The 23495-nt window shown below is 38.9% G+C and carries 25 protein-coding genes, 1 pseudogene and 1 riboswitch; of the genes and pseudogenes, 6 read left to right on the forward strand and 20 right to left on the reverse strand.

The window, feature by feature from the left end; translation table 11 throughout:
* Positions 1 to 307: 307 nt before the first annotated feature.
* Positions 308 to 1573 (reverse strand): two-component system sensor histidine kinase NtrB, encoded by a 1266-nt coding sequence (locus NCCP133_RS16440; protein WP_264806162.1) that lies wholly within the window; start codon positions 1571 to 1573, stop codon positions 308 to 310.
* Between the two features lie 92 nt (positions 1574 to 1665).
* Positions 1666 to 2490 (reverse strand): hypothetical protein, encoded by an 825-nt coding sequence (locus tag NCCP133_RS16445; protein ID WP_264806163.1) that lies wholly within the window; start codon positions 2488 to 2490, stop codon positions 1666 to 1668.
* Positions 2491 to 2639: 149 nt separating this feature from the next.
* Here NCCP133_RS16445 and NCCP133_RS16450 point away from each other — a divergent pair.
* A pseudogene (locus tag NCCP133_RS16450) lies at positions 2640 to 3696 on the forward strand (DUF3900 domain-containing protein).
* Between the two features lie 29 nt (positions 3697 to 3725).
* Here NCCP133_RS16450 and NCCP133_RS16455 read toward each other — a convergent pair.
* Positions 3726 to 3935: a cold-shock protein gene (locus NCCP133_RS16455; protein WP_264806164.1), complete on the reverse strand. Its 210-nt coding sequence runs from the start codon at positions 3933 to 3935 to the stop codon at positions 3726 to 3728.
* 333 nt (positions 3936 to 4268) lie between these two features.
* Here NCCP133_RS16455 and NCCP133_RS16460 point away from each other — a divergent pair, with 333 nt between their 5' ends.
* Positions 4269 to 4580 (forward strand): DUF6509 family protein, encoded by a 312-nt coding sequence (locus NCCP133_RS16460; RefSeq protein ID WP_264806166.1) that lies wholly within the window; start codon positions 4269 to 4271, stop codon positions 4578 to 4580.
* A 30-nt stretch (positions 4581 to 4610) separates the two neighbouring features.
* Here NCCP133_RS16460 and NCCP133_RS16465 read toward each other — a convergent pair whose 3' ends face one another.
* A complete protein-coding gene (locus tag NCCP133_RS16465) occupies positions 4611 to 5009 on the reverse strand; it encodes a cytosolic protein (protein WP_264806167.1) in 399 nt (132 codons plus the stop codon).
* Positions 5010 to 5176: 167 nt separating this feature from the next.
* Between NCCP133_RS16465 and NCCP133_RS16470 the strand changes: the two genes are divergently transcribed.
* The 3 genes from NCCP133_RS16470 to NCCP133_RS16480 are packed head-to-tail and all read left to right on the forward strand — an operon-like array spanning position 5177 to position 6014.
* The gene (locus NCCP133_RS16470) at positions 5177 to 5557 is read left to right on the forward strand and encodes a hypothetical protein (protein ID WP_264806168.1); all 381 of its coding nucleotides are present in this window, start codon (positions 5177 to 5179) and stop codon (positions 5555 to 5557) included.
* The gene (locus NCCP133_RS16475) at positions 5554 to 5769 is read left to right on the forward strand and encodes a hypothetical protein (protein WP_264806169.1); all 216 of its coding nucleotides are present in this window, start codon (positions 5554 to 5556) and stop codon (positions 5767 to 5769) included. The genes NCCP133_RS16470 and NCCP133_RS16475 overlap by 4 nt, the downstream gene beginning before the upstream one ends.
* Before the next feature lie 29 nt (positions 5770 to 5798).
* The gene (locus NCCP133_RS16480; protein WP_264806248.1) at positions 5799 to 6014 is read left to right on the forward strand and encodes a GNAT family N-acetyltransferase; all 216 of its coding nucleotides are present in this window, start codon (positions 5799 to 5801) and stop codon (positions 6012 to 6014) included.
* On the opposite strand, the gene NCCP133_RS16485 is transcribed toward NCCP133_RS16480, so the two are convergent.
* From NCCP133_RS16485 to ku, 14 genes are all read right to left on the reverse strand, one after another.
* A complete protein-coding gene (locus NCCP133_RS16485) occupies positions 5952 to 6224 on the reverse strand; it encodes a metallophosphoesterase family protein (protein WP_264806170.1) in 273 nt (90 codons plus the stop codon). The two genes, NCCP133_RS16480 and NCCP133_RS16485, sit on opposite strands and share 63 nt — an antisense overlap.
* Positions 6225 to 6311: 87 nt before the next feature.
* Positions 6312 to 6512: a cold-shock protein gene (locus NCCP133_RS16490; RefSeq protein WP_110064024.1), complete on the reverse strand. Its 201-nt coding sequence runs from the start codon at positions 6510 to 6512 to the stop codon at positions 6312 to 6314.
* Between the two features lie 157 nt (positions 6513 to 6669).
* Positions 6670 to 8115 carry a DEAD/DEAH box helicase gene (locus NCCP133_RS16495; RefSeq protein ID WP_264806172.1) on the reverse strand — a complete coding sequence of 482 codons (1446 nt, stop codon included), beginning with the start codon at positions 8113 to 8115 and terminating at the stop codon, positions 6670 to 6672.
* Positions 8116 to 8419: 304 nt separating this feature from the next.
* Positions 8420 to 8620, reverse strand: coding sequence for a cold-shock protein (locus NCCP133_RS16500; protein ID WP_264806173.1), 201 nt, complete (start codon positions 8618 to 8620; stop codon positions 8420 to 8422).
* Positions 8621 to 8847: 227 nt separating this feature from the next.
* The gene (locus NCCP133_RS16505; RefSeq protein ID WP_264806174.1) at positions 8848 to 9711 is read right to left on the reverse strand and encodes a bifunctional 5,10-methylenetetrahydrofolate dehydrogenase/5,10-methenyltetrahydrofolate cyclohydrolase; all 864 of its coding nucleotides are present in this window, start codon (positions 9709 to 9711) and stop codon (positions 8848 to 8850) included.
* 85 nt (positions 9712 to 9796) lie between these two features.
* Positions 9797 to 9879, reverse strand: a riboswitch (ZMP/ZTP riboswitch).
* A gap of 580 nt (positions 9880 to 10459) precedes the next feature.
* Complete coding sequence (locus tag NCCP133_RS16510) at positions 10460 to 10963, reverse strand: hypothetical protein (protein ID WP_264806175.1); 504 nt, start codon at positions 10961 to 10963, stop codon at positions 10460 to 10462.
* Between the two features lie 168 nt (positions 10964 to 11131).
* Complete coding sequence (locus NCCP133_RS16515; RefSeq protein WP_264806176.1) at positions 11132 to 11293, reverse strand: hypothetical protein; 162 nt, start codon at positions 11291 to 11293, stop codon at positions 11132 to 11134.
* Positions 11294 to 11404: 111 nt separating this feature from the next.
* Positions 11405 to 11602 carry a hypothetical protein gene (locus tag NCCP133_RS16520; protein WP_264806177.1) on the reverse strand — a complete coding sequence of 66 codons (198 nt, stop codon included), beginning with the start codon at positions 11600 to 11602 and terminating at the stop codon, positions 11405 to 11407.
* A 112-nt stretch (positions 11603 to 11714) separates the two neighbouring features.
* On the reverse strand, positions 11715 to 13379 hold the full coding sequence (locus tag NCCP133_RS16525; RefSeq protein ID WP_264806178.1) for a glycerol-3-phosphate dehydrogenase/oxidase: 1665 nt from the start codon (positions 13377 to 13379) through the stop codon (positions 11715 to 11717).
* Positions 13380 to 13738: 359 nt separating this feature from the next.
* On the reverse strand, positions 13739 to 15229 hold the full coding sequence (glpK, locus tag NCCP133_RS16530) for a glycerol kinase GlpK (protein ID WP_264806179.1): 1491 nt from the start codon (positions 15227 to 15229) through the stop codon (positions 13739 to 13741).
* A gap of 34 nt (positions 15230 to 15263) precedes the next feature.
* Positions 15264 to 16088, reverse strand: coding sequence for an MIP/aquaporin family protein (locus tag NCCP133_RS16535; protein WP_264806180.1), 825 nt, complete (start codon positions 16086 to 16088; stop codon positions 15264 to 15266).
* Positions 16089 to 16274: 186 nt separating this feature from the next.
* Positions 16275 to 16820: a glycerol-3-phosphate responsive antiterminator gene (locus tag NCCP133_RS16540; protein ID WP_264806182.1), complete on the reverse strand. Its 546-nt coding sequence runs from the start codon at positions 16818 to 16820 to the stop codon at positions 16275 to 16277.
* Between the two features lie 70 nt (positions 16821 to 16890).
* Positions 16891 to 17550, reverse strand: coding sequence for a phosphatase PAP2 family protein (locus NCCP133_RS16545; RefSeq protein WP_264806183.1), 660 nt, complete (start codon positions 17548 to 17550; stop codon positions 16891 to 16893).
* Between the two features lie 224 nt (positions 17551 to 17774).
* On the reverse strand, positions 17775 to 18629 hold the full coding sequence (ku, locus tag NCCP133_RS16550; protein WP_264806184.1) for a non-homologous end joining protein Ku: 855 nt from the start codon (positions 18627 to 18629) through the stop codon (positions 17775 to 17777).
* Between the two features lie 144 nt (positions 18630 to 18773).
* Between ku and NCCP133_RS16555 the strand changes: the two genes are divergently transcribed.
* On the forward strand, positions 18774 to 20612 hold the full coding sequence (locus NCCP133_RS16555; protein WP_264806185.1) for a DNA ligase D: 1839 nt from the start codon (positions 18774 to 18776) through the stop codon (positions 20610 to 20612).
* Between the two features lie 16 nt (positions 20613 to 20628).
* On the opposite strand, the gene dapF is transcribed toward NCCP133_RS16555, so the two are convergent.
* Together dapF and NCCP133_RS16565 are read right to left on the reverse strand one after the other, a co-directional pair.
* Positions 20629 to 21612 (reverse strand): diaminopimelate epimerase, encoded by a 984-nt coding sequence (dapF, locus tag NCCP133_RS16560; RefSeq protein ID WP_264806186.1) that lies wholly within the window; start codon positions 21610 to 21612, stop codon positions 20629 to 20631.
* Positions 21613 to 21888: 276 nt separating this feature from the next.
* Positions 21889 to 23187: an NCS2 family permease gene (locus NCCP133_RS16565; protein WP_264806187.1), complete on the reverse strand. Its 1299-nt coding sequence runs from the start codon at positions 23185 to 23187 to the stop codon at positions 21889 to 21891.
* Positions 23188 to 23495 lie beyond the last annotated feature (308 nt).

Consider the following 23495-nt stretch of genomic DNA (forward strand, 5'->3'; position numbering starts at 1 on the left):
GTATTAGGCACGCCGCCAGCGTTCGTCCTGAGCCAGGATCAAACTCTCCATATAAGAGTTGATTAAGCTCGATTTGTCTTTTCAAAAAAGACTAAAGAATTAACGTTGACGTATTTGTTCGTTCAGTTTTCAAAGATCAATTCGCCGCTCAGAAGCGACTTTATAAATATATCACATATACCACCAACAAATCAAGAAGTTTTTGAAAAAGGTATTAATATCTATTTCAATATGTTTACTTCCCTGAAAGCTATTCTTAAATATTATCACTTGCAAAGCATCAAGTCAACGCCTTTACAGTGGCAGTTTACTCCATCTTTTTACCTGTTTTTTTCTTTTGTACTAAAAATGGCATGTTAATAATAAAACTTGTCCCATGCATGTCACTTTGTACATCCAATGTACCTTGGTAGTTTTCAATTATTTTTTTCGAGACAGAAAGTCCCAGACCTGTTCCTTCATCTTTTGTAGTAAAGAAAGGGTCAAAGATATGCTCAATAATCGAATCACTAATGCCTTTACCGTTATCCTTAAAGGTAAATCGTATATAATCACCTGACCTTTCAGCCTTAAGCAAAATTTGAAGTTCTGTATTCCCGGCTGCATGCAGTGAATTTTGGAGAAGATTTATAAAAACCTGCAGCAGTTCTTCCCGATTTGCTTCAAAAGAGCATTCAATCACGTCGAAATCGGTTTCATATTCAATTGCAATATTATGAAGTAATGCCTCACTGTTCAGAAACTTGCCTAGGTACTCGTAGATAAACTCATTTACCTTTATTTCTTCAGTGAGTATTTCAGCTGGTTTTGCTATCCTTAAAAAATCGGAAATGATTTTATTGGCCCTATCGATTTCTGGGATTAACAGAGTTTTAAATAAATCTGCTGTCAATTCGTCTGATTTGCTTTGAAGTACTTGCAGGAAGCCTCTTACGGTTGTTAATGGATTTCGGATTTCATGAGCAATGCCTGCAGCAATTCTTCCGGCAAGTGCGGCTTTTTCCGCATCTTTAATTCCATTCAGAAATTGGAAAATACCAATAACCCTTTGAACTTCCCCTTTGGAATCCCTTATAATTCTTGTATTATTGATACCATAATTCCTATCAAGTATTTCTCTATTAACTATGGATTTTTCTGACCTTAGTGTTTCAAGCAAGTTAATTTTCTCATCAGGAATCTGCAAAAGCTCTCTAATATGATGCCCAACTATTTCCTCTTTTTTCTTTTTCAGATCCATGCAAGCCTGCAGATTGCATAGTGTTACCAAACCATTTCTGTCAATAAAGACGATATGATGAGGAACCACATCAAGTATTGGTTCTAGAAAGGTTTCAACGTTAGCGAATGGCAAATCCTCAAGCTTTTTATTAAATGCAATCAATTCAGATTTTCGTATTTCCCCATTTTCCGAGATGGAGTATGACTGATCATTCCCCTTATCAAGCTGCATTCCCAATTCAGCATCCCTATATGAAAAGGAATAAGGAAGTTCACTGATTAGATTTTTATAAAAGCGAACCTCTCTATCTAGGCTCCGCAGTTTGTTTTGGGATGTTCCTTTAGCGTCCATCAGTTACCTCTTCTAATCACAATTTAATTCCTGTTTTTATATAGAATAGATCAAATAATTTAGAAAATCTAATTATAAAGCCTAATACATAATTAAGCGAACATCTTACTGTTCATTTTTTTTATTATCATCAACAGAATAATAAGCATTAGGCTAAAATAAATGGGGTGCCAGCAAGAACTCACATGCAAAATTTCCATTTTAATTAGTATTGTGTGAAAAGAGAAATCAGCGAAGAATAGCAAGGCAAGCCATACGAAACGATAAAATCTCATAATGATCACCGTCAACAGCACCGCGTAGATGAGCCATATGAAAACACTGAATGCGATATGATCCTGATAAGGAGATTCAAACAACCCTAGAGTATAGTGATGAGTCTTTAAAATAGCCGTCAAATAAAAAGTTAAACCTTGAAATATTGTCGTAATCGTCATATAGATAGTAACAAACTGAAAAAAGAAGCCCCTTCCCTCAATTCTGTTCCTCCACCATTTCACAACAAAAACCGATACAAATAAGATAATTGAGGTGAACCAGGATTTCCACCAATTATGTTCGTAAATTCCAAGCCATAGGAAAAACTCTTCTAACCCCAAAATTGCAACTATAATCAAAACAACCCATTTGACTGGAATTCTGAACGCGGCAATTGCCACAAGTACACTTGGGATAAAAAAAGCCTGGGAAATGCTGGAGCCAAAAACGTCATCATACCATTGATTCGAAAAAAAACGTGGATAATAAGTATAGGCACCTCCTAAAATTAACACTATATATTCCATTATAAATGCGAGTCCCATCGTGAAAAAATATAAAGCAAGGTTATGACGGAACTTCGTTTTCTTATATGTAATGTACATGATCCAAAGGCTAATAAGAACTAAGGCCATAAACCATAATAGGTTATTTGACATTTTTCCACTTCCAATTTTAACTCGTTTCCTTTATCTTGTTTCAGCTTACTTAAACCTATTCTATTCCTAAATAGATCAAAGCGAATTGACGAGAGCTATCCTCTTACCTATACTAGTAAAGTCAAATTTGAGAAATAAAGGTGAATGAAATGTATTTTGAAATCAATTATTTATCTTTTTATGTGGTTCAGGTAGAGGGAAAAGGAGAGAATGCCGAAAAGTTTTCTAAGCATTTTCAAACATTGGGTCCAGATGATTAAGAAAATAGTGCTTTAAAGGAATTTTTAGATGGAGAACTTGCAAAGATTTCTAAAAGAACAGTTGAAAGGCATCCGAAAACAGATCAGGCTCCTACAAAAAAAGGGAGATTTATTGTTGAACCTGGACATGAACTAAGTTCTAATCCAAATTATAATCTTTTTTCCCGGGTAAGAATGGCAGAATCCAAAGAATTTTTCCAGAAGGCTAACGAACAAATTGTGAATGCCTATCTTGATACAAGCGCTGTCCGAGGAGGAGTTTTGCTTGTTGCTAACGCAAAGCTGAGAAAGTTTTTTGATGAACCATTCGTCTTTTCATGTAATGCGATTTTGAACCAAAGGTAGCATCGATTTCGGATGAAACAACTCTTATCACGAATGTGGAAATAGCGATAACGACTAAAAATATGAAGTCCATCCAGTATCCTTATATGCCTGAGGAAGGCATGATTGAACAAAGAGAACTGAAAATTCACCAATCATCGGATGCACGTTACTTTGAAGACTTTTTAAAGTTTGTAGACTATGAACCCTTACTCCCTGAAATCGTCAAAACACAAGTAATAGTGATGGTTCAGGAACATATTAAAGATACATTCCAGCCGGAAAATGAAGAAAGGGAGCAGTTGGAAACGAGTATGGAAGTATGGGCCGCCAGCCCAAAAAGTGAAATTCAGGAGAGGTTTTCCTCGGAGCAAGTGATTGAAGCAGCAGCGCAAATTATTGAAAATTCACCTGAGATTCAACTAAAACTTAAAATGGATCATGTATTAGTAAGTAAACGGTCTGCTATCTGATTTCGGAGAGACCATTCATATGGCTAAGGTAAACGGACGCTATGTATTGCTTATTGAAGCTGATTATGTTCGAGAAAGGCTTCTCGCCAATTGAATTTTTAAAACCAGATGAACTAGCAAGCGTAATCGAGAAAATTAATAATAAATAAAAGGGCGACTTACTATCGCCCTTTGTAAATTATTTAGTATAAATGCTGTTATTATTAACGACCTGAAGCTCTTTGATTGATTCGTTCATTTCACTTTTGCAGATTGGACAAGCAGGTACCTGACTGCTTTTAAAATTATCCCTAACCCAGCAGTTGCATGAATCTGATGAACATTCCCAGACCTTAACTTCTTCCATCTTAATTTCTTCCATATTCTTCCTGCCAAATCCCATTGCCATACCAGGCACCTCCCAAAGAGTAAGACCGTATAAACATAATAAAAATCACCTGCTATATAAAGGCTCAAACAGACCAACAATATATAACAAGTGTTTACGGGCATTATTATATTCTTTAAACTAAAATTAGTATAACATATTTAGGGTGAACTGTCAAAAAGATTACTATTCCTGCGTAATGAACTCTTAAATACTAATTTAACCACTAAGCTTCATTTGTTGTGGAAAATATGAAATCAGCGGGGAACAACAACAGAGGGATTACTAAAAAAACAAATACTATCATTCTATACAGGGAAAAGTGTATAATGACGTATACAGCAGGATATGTTTATGTTAGAAAGGGTGAAGGCCATGAACATTACTGGATATTCAATTGAATCCATAAAAGATCCAACAGGCATCCTCTCCGGAGACCGCTATGAGTTCTATTTGGATATTGATGTGGATGAAGATGATGAGCTGTATTCAGAAAATGGCATCAAATTAAGAGTGCTTTTTTATAAAAATGAAGATGATGAAAGGATTCTAAATTATCATTTTTTGGTGAATCAATCCGGTGAGGTTTTAGAATTCGCTTTGGACGAAGATGAAGAGAAAGTGGTTTCCCGTTTCTGCAGCGATAACATCTCTCAAGCAAAATAAAAAGAGCAGGCCAGCCTGCTCTTTTTTGCATTATACCGCAATATTCTTGCCATCCTCCAAAATGTGGTGCAATAAATGTGCTAAGTGTTGAACTGGTGTGTAGGCATTTTCATCGCTCTGCACATTTTCTTCATTAAAGTCCAAATCATTCAGATATAGCGCCGTAAACTGGTAAAAGTCTTTAAGTTCAAAAGCATAGCATGCGCTTGGCTCCTCCTGGTCCTCTTCATAGTGCAAAACCATATAGGATTCTTTGCCTTTAAGATCCACTGCATCAAAAAAGACAAAATAACCAATGTTGCTATCCAGTTCGAATAAATGCCTTGTTCCTCCTTCTGTGTATTGCTCAAAATCATTTTCGCTTAGTTTCTCAATCGCCATCGGCTGAACCTGGTCTTCCTTATGAAAGTTAACCGTAAAAGTCTTCATGAATATCCCCCTTTATCCATCACATGCTATCACACCAAGATATGTATTACTATTATTACCCTTCCAAAAGGCTATAACTGAAATTTAGGGCTATTCTATTATATTTTTTCCTATATTATATTTCTATACATTCAATTAAATTGACTTAAAAACAGAGGGCAGATTGAGTGCTGGCAAATAAAGAATTAAATGATATTCAACATCTGCAGCAGATGTGCGAGGAGAAAGGGAGGCTCGATCTAAAATTAAATTGGGATAGCTTGCGAACAAGGCCTGATGGCTCAGAGTTTGACTTTTTTCAATATGATGAACAAGGAAAACTTATCGGATTTCTTGCTCTCTATACTTTCGGCAGACTTATGGAATTATGCAGTATGGTTCACCCTGAACACAGGCAAAATGGCGTTTTCAGTCATCTTTCAAACAGGCAAAAAGATCAATCAGCAAGGCCAGCAAACTGCTTATTAACGCACCTGCTAATTCTTCTTCCGCAAAAGGATTCCTTGAATCATTGCCTTGCACTTATTCCTTTTCAGAATACCAAATGAAACGCCTGTCAGTCCCCGGGAATAGCACCGCCAACCCTAATGTAACCTTGCACCATGCAACAGAGAGCGATCTTGACTTCATTAGCCGCCTCGATTCTGTATGCTTCAATATTCCTGATCAAGAAGCGAAGACTTTCAACAAAGAGATTTGGGATAACGGCAGCGAAGCTACCTTTATAATTAAATTAAAAGGAAAAAAGCCGGAAAAATAAGGCTTCAAAAAGAGCAGGACGCTACCTGGATCTACGGTTTTGCAGTTGAACCCTCTCTTCAGGGAAAAGGAATTGGCAGAAGCGCGCTCTCTTACGTCGTTACTTCTGAGGAAAAGAATGGCATTGAAAGAGTGCACCTGGAAGTTGCAGCAGATCATGAACATGCTTTAGGACTTTATAAATCATGCGGATTTATGACATACAATACCCAGGACTATTATAATTATGATTTGAATCTGCTCTGATTGAAAAAAAGGCCTTAACCCGCTATCCGTGTTTCCATATACACCTTCTACAGGTACGAATGCCCGCATTTTTTCGTATACTTTAGTACTTTGCCAATCGCCTGCATGAATGATTAAATCACATTCGTTCAGTTCATTAAGGAGGACAGCCGGGAGTTTTTTAGCTCTCTTTAGCATGTGGATATCTGACAAAATAATAATTTTCATCATTATTCCTCTCTTTTTTTCTATCTACATCCTTACACCCTTCTGTCATCAAAATAAAAGAGCCCCTTCAAGAGGAGCTCTTTATTTGCATTATAACTTTGTTACATTAACAGCTTGAGGTCCACGCTGGCCCTGCTCTATGTCAAAGTTAACTTCTTGGCCTTCATCAAGGGATTTAAAGCCTTCTGTTTGGATTGCAGAGTAATGAACAAAAACATCTTCTCCGCCTTCAACTTCGATGAAACCGAAACCTTTTTCTGCATTAAACCATTTTACTTTACCTGTTGCCATTTTATTTCCTCCTAATATCTATAACTCACAGGGAGATATTTTACCCTGCATTTACTAATATGGGTAAATTAATCAGATTTTATAATCAGATGATTAAAAAGTATTGAAAAAATAGCACGAGGCCTTTTAGCCCGCATCTTTGAACATAGGTAAATCATTATTTGCTGCGGTTTTTGCTGCGTCTGTCTCTTCCGCCTTTAAAATCTCTTCCATCCCTGCTGCCGCTTCTGGATCTGTCGCCAAATCTTCTTCCGCCGCGGTCACCTCCGCCTTTAGGCTTTCTCACACGGATAGGTTCAACAGCAGTCAATTTAACAGGTGTTGCATCAGGACCTTTTGTTAGCAATTTTAATGCAGCTGCCAGCATCGTAACAGAATCGGTATCCTCAAGAAGCGTTTCTGCAGCTCTCTTAAAGTCCGCATGTTCACCTTTATCAATAACTTCCAATAATTTGTTGATGGTAGCCTGCTGGTTGCCTTCAACCACATCCTTGAATGATGGTACCGGCTTTTTGGTCATTTTACTTTTTGTTACACTTTCAATAATTTTCAAATGATCAATTTCTCTTGGTGAAACGAAAGTAATAGCCAGCCCTTTATTTCCAGCTCGTCCGGTACGGCCAATACGGTGAACGTAACTTTCTGGATCCTGCGGAATATCAAAGTTGTAAACATGGGAAACACCTGAAATATCCAATCCACGGGCAGCAACGTCTGTCGCAACCATAATCTCGATTGTCTGCTCTTTAAAACGGCGGATAACCTGGTCACGCTTTGCCTGAGGAATATCTCCATGAATTCCTTCGGCTGAATATCCTCTTTTTATTAGACCTTCTACTACTTCGTCTACCCGTTTTTTTGTTCTCCCAAACACAATCGCCAATTCCGGAGATTGAATATCCAAAAGATTGCAAAGCACATCAAATTTTTGTTTTTCATGCACTTCCATATAATATTGTTCAATATTTTTAACGGTCATTTCTTTTGCTTTCACTTTAACCATTTCAGGTTCCTGCATGAATTTTTCTGCAAGTGATTGAATTCTCTTTGGCATTGTAGCAGAAAAAAGAAGTGTTTGGCGTTCACCTTTAATTTCACTAAGGATTCGTTCAATATCCTCAATGAAACCCATATTAAGCATTTCATCTGCTTCATCAAGAACAACCATTTTAATATTGCTTAAACGGATTGTTTTTCTTTCGATATGGTCAATAAGCCTTCCTGGTGTTGCAGCAATAATTTGCGGATGCTTTTTTAGCGCACGAATCTGGCGGTTGATATCCTGGCCGCCATATATCGGAAGTGTCCGGACACCTTTTACCTGTCCAATACGGTTTAATTCTTCAGCTACCTGGACGGCAAGCTCACGTGTTGGTGCAAGCACAAGGCCCTGTATCCCCTCATTTATATCGATTTGCTCTAGAAGCGGTACACCAAATGCAGTAGTTTTACCTGTTCCAGTCTGTGCCTGACCAATCATATCTTTGCCCTTTAAACCAATAGGAATTGCTTGAGCCTGGATTGGTGTAGGTTCTTCAAACCCCATATTGGAAAGGGCTTTTACTATTTCATTACTTAAACCAAAATCTGAAAAAGTTGTCAAAATAAATTTTCCTCCTTGTACTAAAGCCTTTAAAAGACTATAACATTTAATATGTTGATGCTCACTACGTTACTAGGCTTTCCAGTTTGTATCTCTTTTTTACATTTCCAAATGTACTAATTTTAAACTTTATTTTGTTTGCGAAGTAATTTTTTTAGAAGAAATGAAAAATGTTTTATTCCTAAAAAGCAGTTAAATGGGAAGATTCTGTTTTGAGGAATTCATGAAGACTACAAAGTGGATGAGTAAAATAACGTAAAAAGGCGATGCATGATTAGACACGCATCACCTCATTTAAGAAAGATTATGCTTTTGTTACGTTAGCAGCTTGAGGTCCACGGTTACCTTCAACGATTTCGAAATTTACGTCTTGACCTTCTTCTAAAGTTTTGAAACCATCAGTTTGGATAGCTGAGAAATGTACGAATACATCTTGGCCTTCTGAAGATTCGATGAATCCGAAACCTTTTTCTGCATTAAACCATTTTACTTTACCTGTGTTCATTTGTGTTGCCTCCCAAGAATTGTTTTTCACTATAATGTACCAATATAAACTTAAACATAAAAAAGTCGCATCCGCCAGAAATGAGGATGAACGATCGCCTACATTTCTTTGCAGCCACGACTACTTATCCAAAAAGTATATAACGAACTTTACAGCGTTAACCTAATATTAAACGACAATCATTTATAAGTCAATCTTTTTACCAATCATTTTTAATTAGGGACAAATTAACTAGTTGCCTCTCCCTTTATTTCTGATGATTTTACTGCTGCCTGTACAGTGTGCTTCAAAAGCATTGAAATCGTAACCGGTCCTACGCCGCCTGGTACTGGCGTAATGGCAAAAGCTTTGTGAAGGCAGCTTTCATAGTCCACATCCCCAATGTTCCCTTTATTATAGCCAGCATCAAGCACAATGGATCCCTCTTTTATCCATTCGCCTTTAATAAAATTAGGTTTTCCAACTGCAGCTACAACAATATCAGCCTGCTTGAGGATCTGCGGCAAATTCCGGGTATGCGAGTGGCAGGTCGTAACGGTAGCATTTCGATTTAATAAAAGAGCAGAGACTGGTTTCCCCAATATCGGACTTCTGCCTACCACAACTGCATGCATTCCTTTGGTCTCCAATTTATAGAAGTCGATTATTTCCAGAATAGCAGCTGGAGTACAGGAGGGGTATTCCCCAAAGCCTAAGGCTGTTTGTCCATATCCCAAGCTTGTAACACCATCTACATCTTTTTCAATCGCTATTGCTTCAAACGCTTTACGTTCATCGATATGGCCTGGTACCGGATGCTGCAGAAGGATTCCATGAACAGCTGGATCTTCATTTAATTCTGCTATCGTTTGAAGAAGGTCGTCCGTTGTAATATCCTTGGACAAGTGTATTCTTTTTGAAACGATTTCCATTTTATCACATGCATTCCCTTTCATTCTGACGTAAGTTTCAGATGAAGGGTCATCCCCGACCAGAATGGTGGCCAAACAAGGACGTACACCAAGCTTCTTCAATCCACTGACTTGCTTTTTTAATTGTTCTTTCACGTTTTCCGCAACTACAATTCCATCAAGTAATAGTTTGTTATCCATGCATATCCCTCCAGTTAGGAAAAGCACACTTCGCAGCATACGGGCTTTTCCATTAAATTATGAAAAAAGAGACAAGGATATCCCTTCTCTCTGCCCAGACGACCGGCTATACATAGACGCAGCTCCCTTGCGGTTCATTCCGCATTGTCGTCAGTCACTGCGATTTGAATTCTTATTCTTATATTAAAAGTATAACAAAAAAACACAAATATTTCAATGGATTTTCTATTAAAATGTTCGTGTTTTATACTGTTAAATAAAAAGACAGCAGCATGCTGTCTCATAAGATATATTTGAGTTTTAAAGTTATTACCTAAAACAATGAAAGCCCTGCCTCTCTTCCATCCTTACGGCTCCTAGGCCGCGCCAGTGGGAATCAGGTTGATCGGATGTGCATCCGACTTTGGTGCTCTCTGAGATTTTTTTATTAAATGTAAGAAACAAACTAGAAGCAAAAAAAACGGAGAAGTGTCTGGTTTATAGAAGATGATTAAGAAGAAATTCAGCCAAAAGCTGTCCACACAAATTATTCTTAATTACAAACACATGCTTACTCTTTTAAAATCCTAAAGAGCTTTAAACATAACAAAAAGCCGGACTCTCACACAAATGAAGGCATTTCGCCCAAATCCATGTGAATTCGCGACTTCATTAATGTACCTCAAATACTTCACTAATCATCATAACCTAATCAGGATAATCTGTCAAGAAAATAACTTGTCAATGCCCCATATTCGACCGCTCTTTATTAATATAGTTCGTCTTCTCCTTTATACTCTGTTACATCAAAATAATCAGTTGTATCCTTATATTCGTTATAGTCAATATCAAGATCATGAAAGAAGCGGTGCAGTCTAATAAGGTCATCTTTTTCTTTAGAACCTGATTGCACTGATTCCGCCAAAGCGGCGATAGCATTCAAATCCTTCTGCAAAGATTCATTCTCGGCTGATATCTTGCCTAATGACTGTATAATTATTTCTGCTTGCTTTCGCTGTTTAGACCAGCTGACAAAACGGTCTCTCCCCCAGCCAAGTGTCTCGTTATAAAAAGTATGATGCGATGCAATAAAATCACCCAAATCATCATACATTAAGCCATGTTCACTCATCTCCACATTTGTAGAGCCTTTTTGAACACTTGATATATCCCGTTCCTTTTTTAAATAGACTAGAACACTATAGGCAATCGCTATAGCTGCGACCATTCCCAGTATAGAAAAAATTCTGTTCATTTGTTTATTTTTCAGCAATGTTAGAGCCTCCATACTTTTTCCCATCGAAGATATAAAAATATAATGTTCCACTTTCCCATTTATAACTTCCAATTTATCTTTTGCTTCCTTTGGAGAAAAGCAGGATTGCTCATAGACTGCATCCCACTTCTTGTCCGAAAAGGCATTATGCCGAAAGTAATGATCTTACCTGCCAATCATTAAACGCACCACTTTATCGTCAAAAGGATCCTTTATACGTATACGCCCGCGGTTTGTTATAGTAACATTCTTTCCTTCACTTACAAGTTTTTCGACCAATCCTATCCCGAAAAATTGTGTTCCGCCTAAAATTAATATATCTTTCATTAAGGGATGCTCCTTACCTGCAATAGTTATCCATATTAGTACTAATTCTATAGAGCTCCGCCATTCCCCTTTCAAAACAAAAAAAACCCTAACACTGTGTGTTAAAAGGTTTTATTGGAGGCCATCTTCCTGTGATAGGAACACTTCCGTAAAGTCAATGACAAAATGCTCAACGTCAAGTTCCATCGCTATGTGATCATGTGTTTTCGGGGATTTTTCATCAAGCTTCGGCCTAAAGTCAGCAATGCTTTTGCCCTTTGCTTTTCCAAACTGTTCAATTCTTACTCTACGTTTTACATACTTGACCATATTCGGATTCGCAAGGACACTTAAAACAAGAACATCATGCAGCGGAGCACCCTTTCAAATAACAAAGTGCCTGAGCATAAGCGAAAAAAGAAAACTCTCCAGATGGAGAGCTTCAGTTTTGGTCTGCAGGCATTACAGCAAATTTCACTTCCTGATGTAGCTGCTGCTCGAAATTCTTTCTTTCAGCAGATTTCCATTTAAATACATCAGCCATATAAGTAATGACCTGATCTTGATAATCTCTTACTGTTTCAATGTCAAAAAGAAGAGCACTTGTTCTGCGGTTAAAGAAATCTACAGGTGTTGCCGCCATTTCGTTTTCAATCGCATATTTCAGTTTTGCCCATAATACAGCTGGAAGCCTATATTTTTCCGCTTCATTTCTCTTTTCCTCAATTAGTTTAAATAGATGAGTGACATTAGAACCGTACATTTTAACAAGGTGATGGGCCTCTTCGTTTGTTAAGCCGATAGCCATCCCTTTGTCAGCCTGGAATTGAATATAATCTTGGAATTTTGCAGATCCCCCAACGTTTCCGCCTGAGATTCGCATGGTCTTTGTGGTGCTGCCGCTAAAACCCTTATTAAACTCTTGCTTGAATTTATCCGCTAACAAATCGACAATGGTTTCAGCCATTTTGCGATATCCTGTCAGCTTTCCGCCAGCTATCGTCAGCAGCCCCGTTTCTGATTCCCAAATTTCATCTTTGCGTGAAATCTCGGAAGGATCCTTACCCTCCTCCCAGATGAGCGGACGCACACCAGCCCAGCTGGATTCTATATCATCCTCAGAAATGTTAACAGAAGGAAACATAAAGTTAATCGCATTTATAATATAGGCTCTGTCACTTTCGGTCATTTTAGGATTGACGGGATTCGAATCAAAAAAAGTATCCGTTGTGCCTACATAAGTTTTGCCATCCCTTGGTATGGCAAAAACCATCCGTTTGTCTGGGGTGTCAAAGTATACTGCCTGCTTTAAAGGAAACTTCGACTGGTCTATAACTAAGTGTACTCCTTTCGTCAGGCGCAGTGTCTTCCCTTTCTTAGAACCATCTTTTTCGCGAATGGTGTCTACCCATGGACCAGCAGCATTAACTACTTTTTTTGCTTTAATTTCATACAGTTTGCCTGAAAGCTGATCTTCGGCTTCCACTCCGGATACTTTTCCATTTTCATCATACAAAAGCTTTTCAACCTTTAAATAGTTTACAGGCATTGCGCCTTTTTCGGCTGCCGCTTTTATTACTTCAATTGTCAGGCGTGCATCATCTGTCCGGTATTCCACATAATAGCCTCCGCCTTTCAATCCTTCTTTTTTAATAAGCGGCTCTTTTGCAAGTGTTTCATTGGGATTAAGCATACTCCTGCGTTCAGCCTTTTTCACCCCTGCCAAAAAGTCGTAGACTCTCAGGCCAATTGAGGTACTGAACTTCCCAAAGGTGCCGCCTTTATGCATTGGAAGCAGCATCCATTCAGGCGTGGTTACATGTGGCCCATTTTCATAAACGATTGCCCGTTCCTTGCCTACTTCCGCAACCATTTTCACTTCAAATTGCTTTAAATATCTTAATCCACCGTGAACCAGTTTTGTTGAACGGCTGGAAGTACCGGCTGCAAAATCCTGCATTTCAACGAGTGCGGTTTTCATACCACGCGCTGCCGCATCTAGGGCAATACCAGCACCAGTGATTCCCCCACCGATAATCAGTACTTCGAATTCGTCGGTTGCCAATTTATTTATCATGTGTTCACGATTTAGATTTGAAAATGTCATTGTTGTCTCCTCCTTATGAACAGGCTAGCTTGTTGGTTCACTACCCTTTATTCGCAGAAAATAAAAAAGAGACCACAAAACACATTATCGATTAGCCGATAATGATTTTGTGGTCTCTCCGCATCTCCTGCCGAACTATTAACTTATAGTCATTATAACATAAATTTCACTATTTGAGTACAATTAACGCTTTTTAATTTTCCTGTTAATGTTAATGACCGTTCTTGGCTCTTAACGTACGGCGGGAGGTCTGCAGGTCCTCAGTCCATCATCCATGACATTGATTCTGCTTTTTCGAATAAACACCGGACGCCCTCTTCGATCAGCGGGTGCTAAAAAATGCGAAGCATTAAACAGCATTATTTAAAAGCAATTGCCGCCTTGACAGCTTTTTTCCATCCTTGATAAAGATCGTTTCTGGCTTTTTCATCCATTGATGGACTAAATGATTGATCAATGGCCCATTGTTCAGCTATTTCTACTTGTGAATCCCAATAGCCCACAGCCAAACCTGCAAGATAAGCAGCTCCAAGGGCCGTTGTTTCATTGATTGTCGGCCTTTCAACTGGAACATTTAGAAGATCTGATTGAAATTCCATCAGAAAGTTATTTTTAACTGCGCCACCATCTACTCGAAGTGTCTTCAGTTCAATGCCTGAATCCGCTTCCATGGCAGATAAAACATCTTTCGTCTGATATGCAAGCGACTCAAGTGTGGCACGAATAAAGTGCTCTTTTGATGTGCCTCGTGTTATTCCGAATACTGCTCCGCGCACATCGCTATCCCAGTATGGTGTACCCAATCCAACAAAGGCAGGTACAACGTAAACGCCTTCAGTGGAGTCAACCTTTTTCGCATACCTCTCGCTGTCTTTTGCATCCTTGAGCATTCTCATGCCATCGCGAAGCCACTGAATCGCAGAGCCTGCAACAAAAATGCTTCCTTCAAGCGCGTATTCAATTTTCCCATCCAGCCCCCAGGCAATGGTTGTTAAAAGACCGTGTTCTGATTTTACAGCTTTTTCGCCTGTGTTCATCAACATGAAACAGCCAGTTCCATATGTATTTTTGGCCATCCCTTTTTCAAAGCACGCCTGTCCGAACAATGCCGCCTGCTGATCACCCGCTGCCCCTGCAATTGGCACTTCCATACCGAAAAAGTGGTAGTCAACTGTATGTGCATATACTTCTGAAGATGACTTCACTTCTGGAAGCATCGATTTTGGCACTCCCAAAATATCCAGCAGCTCTTCATCCCATTTCAAATCATGAATATTAAACATAAGTGTACGGGACGCATTGGAATAATCAGTGACATGAGCTTTTCCGCCAGATAATTTCCAAATAAGCCATGTTTCAATCGTTCCAAAAAGCAGTTTGCCTTGATTGGCTTTTTCCCGCGCACCTTCTGCATGATCAAGAATCCACTTAACTTTTGTGCCAGAAAAATAAGCATCAATTAAAAGACCCGTCTTTTCACGGAATAAATCGTTATACCCTTTTTCCTTCAACTTATCGCATATTTTGCTTGTTTGTCTTGATTGCCAAACAATAGCGTTGTAAATTGGGATACCTGTTTCCTTATCCCATACAACTGTTGTTTCACGCTGGTTTGTGATTCCGATGCCAGCAACCTGTTCAGGCTTTATTCCAGACTCAGAAAAGACACCCGCAATAACAGATAATATTGATCCCCATATTTCATTGGGATTATGTTCTACCCAGCCTGGTTTAGGAAAATACTGAGTGAACTCCTTTTGCGCTGTGTATACAATTTCTCCTTTTTTATTGAAAAGAATTGCACGGGAACTGGTTGTCCCCTGATCCAAAGATAAAATATATTTTTTCATTTGTAGCTCCCCTAACTTTTGTTCATTGTGTTGTTTATGCTGCCATTTCTGAAGAATCAATTTCTCCAGGCTGTCTTTTACCTAAAATATATGAAAGAATTAATACGATTATATTAACAGCTAGCACTCCCCATAACATTCCGGAAACCTTGCCGTCAAACATATATTGATAGAATACGGAGCCCAGTGCACCTCCAAGGATCGGACCCACTACAGGCACCCACGCATATCCCCAGTTAGATTTTCCCTTACCTGGTATCGGCAGCAGGAAGTGAGCTATTCTGGGACCAAGATCTCGAGCTGGATTAATGGCATATCCTGTAGTTCCTCCAAGCGACATCCCGATTACAACAATAAGCAATCCAACAGCAATCGGATTAAGCCCTTCGGTAAATTGATTAGCCCCTATGAACATTAAACCTAATACAAGAATAAAAGTACCAATGATCTCACTTAATAAATTTGAGAAAGTATGCGGAATCGCAGGGATTGTTGAGAATACGGCAAGTTTCGCACCCTGGTCGAGCGTTTCTTTCCAATGCGGGAGGTAATGAAGGAACACGATCACTCCTCCTAAAAAACCTCCTAGCAATTGGGCGGCTATGTAGCCAGGCACCTCAGCCCAAGGAAAATCTCCACTGATCGCCAGCCCGATTGTTACAGCCGGATTCAAATGAGCCCCGCTGATGGACCCTACAGCGAAAACCCCCATTGTAACCGCTAACCCCCATGCGATGGTGATGACAATCCAGCCCCCGTTAAAAGAGTATGTCTTTTTTAGATTCGCTCCTGCGACAACACCTCCTCCAAAAAGAACCAAAATCATTGTTCCAATAACTTCTCCCACAAAAGCAGACATCAAAAAATCCCCTTTCATCGTTTTGCATCGAAAAATAAAAAAGGAGATTCGCGACAGAATAAGCCCTAAATGGCTAAACTGTGTGAATCTCCTAATCTCCGACACATAAATTAACTTGTTAAAAAAAAGTATACAACCCTATGAAAACGTTGTCAATCATTTCAGCGTGCTAATTTTGGCGCTATTTTAAGAGAACATTTCCCATAAATCCACTTTAGAGGTCGTAATGGCAACTGCTCCGGCATTAAGCGCATTCACTACCTCGTCTTTTGAACGAATTAATCCACCCGCAAAAATGGGCGTATTCAAACGATCATTTACTTCTTTTATCATCCAAGGCATGGCACCGGGCAAAACCTCAATATAATCCGGTTTCGTTTTCTCGATCAATTTATAGCTTTTCTCTAACGCATGCGAATCGATCAGGAAAATCCTCTGAACTGCAATAACCCCTTTTTGCTTTGCTTTTAGGATTACACTGGATTTCGTGGATATTAATCCATATGGTTTAAATTCCTGGCATATGTATTCAGTTGCATAGTCATCGCTTTTCAATCCATGGATGAGATCCACATGATAGATCATTTTTTTCTTATGTTCTTTCCCCATCTGAGAAACAGGCTTCAGCTGAGAAATATGCATATCAAGGAAAACTCCGATTTCATACGGGCTTTTCAGGAATTTTTCAAACTCTTTCATATTAGAAGAAGCCGGCAAGATCTTTTGTTCCATTTCTTCTACTCCCCATTCTGTTTTTTATTCTCTCTATGTTATAAGGTAAGCAGGCATTTCTCAATATAAATCATAAATTTTTACAGGATTCATAATAACGGAATCCCAAGATCATAATGGTCAGCCACACACCTCCTGCAGCAAAACCCGCTATCACATCGCTTGGAAAATGAACTCCCAAATAAATGCGGCTTATTCCGATCGCTATAATAAAACAGCTAAGCAATAAGGACCATGCAGCCTTCCATCTCCTGCTTCTGGCCAGGTGTATAATTATATATGCAAGAGAGCCATAAAATATAAAAGACCCCATTGAATGTCCGCTCGGAAAGCTGAATCCCTGCGCTTCGATCAGCGGCATGATATCTGGCCGCTCCCTTTTAAAAATCAATTTTAATAATATATTGAAAAGGGCGCCGACACCCGATGATATCATCATAAAAAATGCAAGTGATATCTTTTTAACTATTATCAAAAGGACCGAAGCAATTATGACAGCTATAACCAGCCACTTTACAGACCCAAAAAAAGTTATCACGTTCATAAATTCTGTTAGCCGCGGGGAAATAAAAGCATGCATGTTATCAATGACCCGCTCATCAAAACGGACAATCTCGTTCTCCTGCAATTCATCCACAATCGCAATAAAAAGATAAAAAAAGCCGCCAAGGATTAAAGCTTCCATTACAATATAGAGTATTCTTTTAAAAGTCAACGCCTTCCATCTCATAAGAAAAAATTCCTTTTTAGTTAATAGTTACCACAATCTTAAGGATTTGAACATGGATTTGTATTTTCCAGGCGCAGCGCATGTTGCTCAATTCGCCATCCTATTGCTGAGATGATCGATTCATGTTAAACCTTGGCGTTTTTGCTGCAACAAATTCCTTTGGTCACTTGTCCATTTTTCATTACTCTCACCTGGGAATTAACGGAAGTAAGAACACTTATTCATTACGCTTGCTTCTTTACTTTCGTCTTTGCAGCAGCCCGTTTCTTTTTAGCTGCAGGCTTTTTCGGCGCTTCCTTCTCTGCCGGTTTCGTTTTATCAATAGAGGCCTGCAGGGCTGCCATAAGGTCTGTCACATTGGCAGCAGGCTCTTTTTCTACTGGGGTTACAATATCTTTGCCTGTTCGCTTGGCTTCTATGAGTTCAAGTAGAGCAGTGCGGTAATCATCATTATATTTATCAGGCTGGAACTCAGAAGTTAGCTGGTCAATCAGCATGATTGCCGTTTCAATTTCCTTGCCTGTCACTTTATCTTCTGCAGGCACGTTGGGGACATCAGCAGCCTGGCGCACTTCGTCCGGATAATGGATGGTTTCCATGACAAGCGTGTTTTCATATACACGCACAACTGCCAGCTGTTCTTTAGAGCGTATTACGATTTTTGCCAATCCTACTTTTTCGGAAGTCTCGAGTGCTTTCCTCAAAAGAGAATAAGCCTTACCGCCGCCGTCTCCCGGAGACATATAATACGTCCGGTTAAAATAAATCGGATCAATTTCCTTCATTTTAACAAAATCTACTATTTCTACAGCTTTGTCTTCATTCTCCTGTTTTAGCTTATCAAGATCCTCATCCTCCAGGACAACAAACGTTCCCTTTGTATATTCATAAGCCTTTACAAGATCCTCATTTTTGATTTCAACCTCACAAACAGGACATGTTTTTTCATACTTGATTGGCGAATGGCATTCTTTATGAAGATTTCTTAGCTTAATGTCTTTATCCTCTGTAGCCGCATGTAGCTTAATTGGAATATTAACTAGGCCGAAGCTGATGCTCCCTTTCCACATTGTATGCATATTACAACCCCATTCTCTTTAAGATATATCTATTCTTAATTTGTGTTTTTCCATTCAGTACATACCCATAAAGAACTGGAAACAGAGTAGTTAGTAGGGTAAAAGCCAAAACTAAAAATACATTCATGAAATGGGGGCCAACCGATGAAACCAATGCTTCCTACTTTGACTTTTGATATGCCGGAAGGTGATGAGTGGCTCTTTGAAACCAAGTATGATGGGTTTAGGGCGATGCTTCACCTGAATATAGATATAAGCCTGACCAGCCGGAATGATAAGCCTTTATTGGACTTATTCCCTGAAATAAAAATGTTTATTGAACAAAACAAAGAAAAGTTTGAACCATTTCTCCCAATCATTTTAGACGGTGAGCTGGTTTTTTTGGAAAATGCTCATAAAGCTCATTTTGGTTCCATTCAAGTCCGGGGAAGAATGAGATCGGAGGTGAAAATCGCTGAGAAAGCAAAATCAGCACCCTGCCGCCTCCTTATTTTTGATGTATTGATGATAAAAGGAAAAAACATAAGCGAAAAAGAGTACCTCTACCGAAAGAAGGAATTGGACACCCTTTTTAGGGCTTCAAATTTGCCCATGCATCCTGATGAATCAGATCCAAGGTTAATCCAATTAATCCCTGCTTATCAAAACTTTGATGAGCTATGGGAAAAAGTGGTCCTTCATGATGGGGAGGGCATTGTGGCAAAGCAATCCAGAAATAAATGGGAAGAGGGCAAAAGATCTACTCTTTGGTTAAAATTAAAAAATTGGAAATATGTATCGTGTTTTATTACAGCTTATGAAAAATCTAATGGATACTTTTATGCAGGAGTCTACCAAGGAAAAGACATCTTCTCCATCGGTCAATTTATCTTTGGTTTAAAGCCTGATGAGAAACAAGCCCTGTTCCAAATCATCAAAGAGAATAAAACAGACGAAGACAGCCGATTTATTTATGTGAAACCGGCTATTTGCGTGGATATCAAATATCTTGAGAATTATGAAGAGCAAATGCGCGAACCTCATTTCCACCAATTCCGTTTTGATCTTAAGCCAGATGATTGCACGTATGATAAATTTATACAGCACCAAAAAAACCTGCCGCCGGAAATAGACATCACCCATCCTGACAAACCATTATGGGAAACACCGGCTGTGCAAAAAATCGATTTTATTCATTTTTTAAGAGAAATCGCTCCTTACCTGCTTCCGTTTTTAAAAAATAGGCTGCTGACTGTAATCCGTTATCCGCATGGTATTTTTGGCGACCCATTTTATCAGAAAAATTGCCCAGATTATGCACCGGACTTCGTGGAAACTCATATGTCAGAGGGCATCAACTATATTGTCTGCAACAATTTAAAGACGCTTCTATGGCTAGGAAATCAGCTTGCATTTGAGTACCATATTCCATTCAGCAAAATCGACAGCAAGGGGCCAAGCGAAATTGTTTTTGATTTGGACCCGCCTTCCAGGGATGCGTTTCCACTTGCAATTAAAGCTGCTTTGCTAATTAAAGAAGTGCTCGATCACTTGAAGCTGATCAGCTTTATCAAAACATCCGGGAATAAGGGGCTTCAGATTTACATTCCTTTGCCAGAAAATACTTATTCTTTTGATGAAACGCGACTGTTCACAGAGTTTTTAGCTGAATACCTGGTTTCCAAAGATCCGGATTCTTTCACAACTGAACGAATGAAGAAAAATCGGGGCGGTCGCCTTTATGTAGATTACATCCAACATGCAGAAGGGAAAACGATTGTCGCTCCATATTCAGCAAGAGGAAATAAGGCCGCAACGGTCGCCACCCCTTTATTTTGGGAAGAAGTGGATGATCGATTAACAATGGAAAAGTTTAAAATAACTAATCTGATGAAACGTATAAACAGTGACGGCGACCCTTTTCATACTTATTTCCAAACAAAAAATATCCAAAATTTCTCACCTGTACTCGATTTTTTAAAACAGCAGAAAAGAAAAGGATAAGGCTTTTGGCCTTATCCTACATGCATTCTTTTAATATTTGCTGTGCATGCTCCTGAAGCTTGGCATACTGCTTGATTTCATCCTGATATTCTTCTCTTTTAGACAGTGTAAATTCAATAGGATTATCCATATTAACGTCCAATTGACAGCGGAAAACGTAACTCGCATTTCCAATCAAGTCAATGGATTGCTTCCCATTTTTCTCATGAACAACACAGCTTACTTTTCCGCCATTATTATAAACCTCTACAGGCTTTTCTATTTCATTAAGGCCGTTCATGCAAGTAACAAGGGTGGATGCAGACATGGCCGTACCGCAAGCATTGGTAAAACCAACACCTCTTTCAAATGTCCGGACATAGATATGACCTTTTTTTAGTGGTTTTACAAAACTGACATTTACACCATCGGGGAAAAATTCATTCGGTCCATTTAAATATTCACTAATGTTTTTTTGCAGATCCGATCTAATATGTTTTTTTTCGACAATCGAAACAAAATGCGGATTCGGGACAGCTAAAGCTGTAAAGGACAATTCCTCAGAGATTTTGCTTATTTTTTCATTAATCAAGGTTTCCTTTTCAAGAATAAGCGGCAGATCAATCAAATCGAAAGATACTGGAGAAATCTCAACCAAATAAGTCGGTATATCTGCAAGGATATCTTCCTGTTTTTTTACTTGTAAATCTGCTTTCATCGTTTCGATGATCGCTTCCTCTAAACCGAGAAGTTCACAAACATAACGAGCCACACAGCGCAGCCCATTTCCGCACATCGAAGCTTCGGATCCATCCGGATTGAATACACGCATGTTTGCGTCTGCTTTCTTGCTTTTTAAAATATACAGGATTCCATCAGCACCCAGGTCAGTACTCCTGCTGCATATCGCTTTTGCCAGTTCAGCCCGCTGTGTATCTGTAAAACCATAAGTATTTGATATTTCATCTATAATAAAAAAGTCATTTCCTGAACCATGGCATTTAATAAGGTCGATCTTCAAAATAAAATACCTCCAAACCTTTTGTAAATAACTTATAGATAAGAGTGCCATAAAACCATTTATTATTCAATAATAGTTTTCAATTTATCTATATTCAGAATTTGAGTCTGTCGAAACTTGTAAAAAAGCAAAAATTAGTGTTTTTACAAAAAAATTAATTCTTTGCACTGGCAAAACGATTATTTCAAAGTCTCAATCCTTAATTGGATACAAGAGAGTCGAAGTGACAATTAGCAGCAAAAAAGGATGCCCGTCATGAGCATCCTTTTAACTATATTAACTAATAACATGAAAAACAAAATTAAACAAGAACAGTGCAGCAATTACGTATAGAGCCACAGAAACTTCCCTGGCCTTCCCAATTGAAATCTTAAGGATTGGATAAAGGATAAAGCCAATGGCTATGCCATCTGCAATGCTGTATGTGAAAGGAATCATGGCAATGATAAAGATGGACGGAAAACTTTCACTCATGTCCTTTAAATCAAGATTTCGGATGTTTTGGAGCATTAAGCCGCCAATAATCATTAAAATGGGCGCTATCGCACTGTTTGGAATCAGCTTAATAACCGGAATAAAGAAAGCCGATAACAAAAATAGAAAACCTGTAGTTACTGTTGTCAGCCCTGTCCTTCCGCCTGCTGCCATGCTGGCTGCACTTTCAACGGTGGAAACAGTTGGGCTTGTTCCAAAAATGCCTGATAATAAAGCTGAAACCGAGTTTGCCTGAAATGCGCGTGAAAACTGTTCCGGCCTTTTGATAAAACCGACATGCCCGTGAACTAATCCGATATTTTCGAATACAAGCACCATTGTCAAAGAAAATACGGCGATCCAAAAAGTAATAGAAAGAATGTTCTCAAACGACATCGCTCCAAAAACTTGCATATAATCTGAAAGCGAAAATACCTTATGCTCTGTATTTTGCACATCAATTATGCCAAAGGCCCATGCAATTAAAGTCCCCGCAACAACCGTAATCAAAAAGTTGCCAGGTACATTTCGCATGAATAATATGATGGCAAGCAAGAAGGTCAGGATGGTTGCTAGTACCTGCGGATCTCCCAGTTCACCAAGAGCGATTATAGAGTTTGTCCCTTTTTCAACGATACCGCCCTTTTCAAGCCCTATCAGCATGAGGAAAAGACCCAATCCAACAGTGATGGCTTCTTTTAGCGACTGAGGTATGGATTCGTTTAATGTCTTCGCAAAACGCGAGAACGCTACAAATACAAAGATAAGACCTGAAATAAAGACAACAGCCAATGCTTCCTGCCAGGACAGCCCCATGGATTGGACCATCGTATAAGAGAATAAAGCATTAATCCCCATTCCCGGAACAAGAAGAATCGGAACATTCGCCCAGAAGCCCATAATTATACAGCCTACCACTGAAGTTAATATGGTTGCCAGAATGGCTGCTTCCAACGGAATCCCTGCTTCTGATAGAATAAGAGAGTTAACAGCAATGATGTAGACAATCGTAAAAAACCCGATTGCTCCAGCCACAACCTCCCTCTTTACAGTTGCCCCATTTGAATCAAGCTGAAAAAGCTGGTTAAACCACTTGTTCATGTAAACTACCTATCTATTTAATTAGCCCTCTCCCTACCCGCTCTCTCCAATAAGCTGAACTCTTCATTCAAAGAGAAGCCTTTTGCATCAGGTGAGCCACACAGCATATTTTAACAAAAAATATGCTATCTGCCAACAGAAAGGTCAGACGTCTATTCAATAAGAAAAGCTCACGTCCTCCCAAATGCTACCTCGTTCGGTCGTGCGACCCTTAGGCTATACAATTGATCCTTTGTGGAACTAAACAGTTATGAACATTGAAAATTTTTCCGCTTATTTTATAAATAAGGCTAACAAATGAGAAAACA

The organism is Cytobacillus sp. NCCP-133, from assembly GCF_026011715.1.
Taxonomy (GTDB): domain Bacteria; phylum Bacillota; class Bacilli; order Bacillales; family Cytobacillaceae; genus Cytobacillus.

Excerpts from the sequence above, each read along its gene's own strand:
- NCCP133_RS16440 (WP_264806162.1), bottom strand. The coding sequence starts at position 1,573 with ATGGACGCTAAAGGAACATCCCAAAACAAACTGCGGAGCCTAGATAGA.
- NCCP133_RS16445 (WP_264806163.1), bottom strand. The coding sequence starts at position 2,490 with ATGTCAAATAACCTATTATGGTTTATGGCCTTAGTTCTTATTAGCCTT.
- NCCP133_RS16455 (WP_264806164.1), bottom strand. The coding sequence starts at position 3,935 with ATGGCAATGGGATTTGGCAGGAAGAATATGGAAGAAATTAAGATGGAA.
- NCCP133_RS16460 (WP_264806166.1), top strand. The coding sequence starts at position 4,269 with ATGTTAGAAAGGGTGAAGGCCATGAACATTACTGGATATTCAATTGAA.
- NCCP133_RS16465 (WP_264806167.1), bottom strand. The coding sequence starts at position 5,009 with ATGAAGACTTTTACGGTTAACTTTCATAAGGAAGACCAGGTTCAGCCG.
- NCCP133_RS16475 (WP_264806169.1), top strand. The coding sequence starts at position 5,554 with ATGAAACGCCTGTCAGTCCCCGGGAATAGCACCGCCAACCCTAATGTA.
- NCCP133_RS16485 (WP_264806170.1), bottom strand. The coding sequence starts at position 6,224 with ATGATGAAAATTATTATTTTGTCAGATATCCACATGCTAAAGAGAGCT.
- NCCP133_RS16490 (WP_110064024.1), bottom strand. The coding sequence starts at position 6,512 with ATGGCAACAGGTAAAGTAAAATGGTTTAATGCAGAAAAAGGTTTCGGT.
- NCCP133_RS16500 (WP_264806173.1), bottom strand. The coding sequence starts at position 8,620 with ATGAACACAGGTAAAGTAAAATGGTTTAATGCAGAAAAAGGTTTCGGA.
- NCCP133_RS16505 (WP_264806174.1), bottom strand. The coding sequence starts at position 9,711 with ATGGATAACAAACTATTACTTGATGGAATTGTAGTTGCGGAAAACGTG.
- NCCP133_RS16515 (WP_264806176.1), bottom strand. The coding sequence starts at position 11,293 with ATGAAAGATATATTAATTTTAGGCGGAACACAATTTTTCGGGATAGGA.
- NCCP133_RS16520 (WP_264806177.1), bottom strand. The coding sequence starts at position 11,602 with ATGGTCAAGTATGTAAAACGTAGAGTAAGAATTGAACAGTTTGGAAAA.
- NCCP133_RS16525 (WP_264806178.1), bottom strand. The coding sequence starts at position 13,379 with ATGACATTTTCAAATCTAAATCGTGAACACATGATAAATAAATTGGCA.
- glpK (WP_264806179.1), bottom strand. The coding sequence starts at position 15,229 with ATGAAAAAATATATTTTATCTTTGGATCAGGGGACAACCAGTTCCCGT.
- NCCP133_RS16535 (WP_264806180.1), bottom strand. The coding sequence starts at position 16,088 with ATGTCTGCTTTTGTGGGAGAAGTTATTGGAACAATGATTTTGGTTCTT.
- NCCP133_RS16540 (WP_264806182.1), bottom strand. The coding sequence starts at position 16,820 with ATGGAACAAAAGATCTTGCCGGCTTCTTCTAATATGAAAGAGTTTGAA.
- NCCP133_RS16545 (WP_264806183.1), bottom strand. The coding sequence starts at position 17,550 with ATGAGATGGAAGGCGTTGACTTTTAAAAGAATACTCTATATTGTAATG.
- ku (WP_264806184.1), bottom strand. The coding sequence starts at position 18,629 with ATGCATACAATGTGGAAAGGGAGCATCAGCTTCGGCCTAGTTAATATT.
- NCCP133_RS16555 (WP_264806185.1), top strand. The coding sequence starts at position 18,774 with ATGAAACCAATGCTTCCTACTTTGACTTTTGATATGCCGGAAGGTGAT.
- NCCP133_RS16565 (WP_264806187.1), bottom strand. The coding sequence starts at position 23,187 with ATGAACAAGTGGTTTAACCAGCTTTTTCAGCTTGATTCAAATGGGGCA.